At 66.7% G+C, this 1678-nt stretch carries 3 protein-coding genes; all 3 read left to right on the top strand.

Going from position 1 to position 1678, the window contains the following annotated elements; all coding sequences use genetic code 11:
* Nucleotides 1-217: SDR family oxidoreductase (locus A5695_RS09320; protein ID WP_156749544.1), on the top strand; the 217-nt coding region annotated here is incomplete at its 5' end.
* Nucleotides 218-241: 24 nt separating this feature from the next.
* A complete protein-coding gene (locus tag A5695_RS09325) occupies nucleotides 242-1318 on the top strand; it encodes a diacylglycerol kinase (protein WP_068080251.1) in 1077 nt (358 codons plus the stop codon).
* A 123-nt stretch (nucleotides 1319-1441) separates the two neighbouring features.
* Nucleotides 1442-1678: Nramp family divalent metal transporter (locus tag A5695_RS09330; protein WP_369830170.1), on the top strand; the 237-nt coding region annotated here is incomplete at its 3' end.

Below are 1678 nucleotides of genomic sequence, written 5' to 3' on the forward strand. Positions count from 1 at the left end.
CCTCACCTCCGCGCTCGACGTGGTCGCGTCCAACGAGGAGCTGCGTGCGCCCATGGAGAAGGCCACCCCCATGCACCGACTCGGCGACCCCGTCGACATCGCCGCGGCCGCAGTATATTTGGCGTCTCCAGCCGGCAACTTCCTGACCGGCAAAACGCTGGAGGTCGACGGCGGCCTCACCTATCCCAATCTCGACATCCCCGTCCCGGATCTGTGACCCCCGACCGCTAAGGAGTCCGTCATGGGAATTCCCGTCGTCCAATTGGGTACCGGCAACGTCGGCGTCCACGCGCTGCGGGCGCTCATCACCAACCCGGAGTTCGAGCTCAGAGGCGTCTGGGTGTCGTCGGACGCCAAGGCCGGCAAGGACGCGGCGGAGCTTGCCGGCCTTGCCGATTCGACCGGGGTGCTGGCCAGCACGGATCTGGACGCCGTGCTGGCCACCGCACCGCAATGCGCCGTCTACAACGCGCTCGCCGACAATCGGTTACCCGAGGCGCTGGAGGACTACCGGCGCGTTCTGGCGGCCGGAATCAACATCGTCGGCAGCGGCCCGGTGTTCTTGCAATATCCCTGGGAGGTCATCCCCGAGGAGCTGATCAAACCCATCGAAGACGCTGCGCGCGAAGGCAATTCGAGCGTATACGTCAACGGGATCGATCCAGGCTTCGCCAACGACCTGCTGCCGATGGCACTGGCCGGCACCTGTCAGAACATCCAGCAGATTCGCTGCATGGAGATCGTTGACTACGCCACCTATGACAGCGCCGCCGTCATGTTCGACGTGATGGGTTTCGGGAAGCCGCTCGACGAGATCCCGCTGCTGCTGCAGCCCGGCGTGCTGAGCCTGGCATGGGGATCGGTGGTGCGCCAACTCGCGGCCGGCTTGGGCGTCGAGCTCGACGAGGTCACCCAGGACTACGTGCGCGTGCCGGCGCCCGAGGACTTCGACATCGCGTCGGGACACGTCCCCAAGGGCAGCGCCGCGGCGCTACGGTTCGAGGTGTTCGGCAAGGTCAACGGCGACCCCGTCGTCGTTCTCGAACATGTCACCCGGCTGCGCGAAGACCTGTGCCCCGAGTGGCCACAACCTGCCCAGCACGGCGGGTCTTACCGCATCGAGATCACGGGCGAACCGTCCTACGCCATGGACATCTGCCTGAGCAGCCGCAAGGGCGACCACAACCACGCCGGTCTGGTCGCCACCGCGATGCGGGTGGTCAACGCGATCCCCGCGGTGGTGGCCGCCGAGCCGGGAATCGTGACGACGCTTGACCTGCCACTGATCACCGGCAAGGGGCTCTACGTGCCCGAGTAGACGGCCGCACCCGCGGGTAGAGGATGCCCGGGGGCCGAGGGCGTCGCCGCCGTCTGGTGATACTTGGGCGAATCGTGGGTGTCCTCCGGTGCGCCCCGCGTCTTCGACTACCCTCACTTTCTTATTCGGCCGCATGAATCGAGGGGCGACACGTTGACGCAGAGGAGCCAGGCCACGCTCAAGAGCAGTTGGTATCTGCTCGGGCCTGCCTTCGTCGCCGCGATCGCCTATGTCGACCCGGGCAACGTCGCCGCCAACGTCAGCTCCGGCGCGCAGTTCGGGTACCTGCTGCTGTGGGTCATCGTGGTGGCCAACGCGCTGGCCGGGCTGGTGCAGTACCTGTCGGCCAAGCTCGGCCTG

It is taken from the genome of Mycobacterium sp. E1747 (assembly GCF_001667775.1).
GTDB lineage: Bacteria > Actinomycetota > Actinomycetes > Mycobacteriales > Mycobacteriaceae > Mycobacterium.

Coding starts and splice junctions, on each gene's coding strand:
- A5695_RS09325 (WP_068080251.1), top strand. CDS start 242: ATGGGAATTCCCGTCGTCCAATTGGGTACCGGCAACGTCGGCGTCCAC.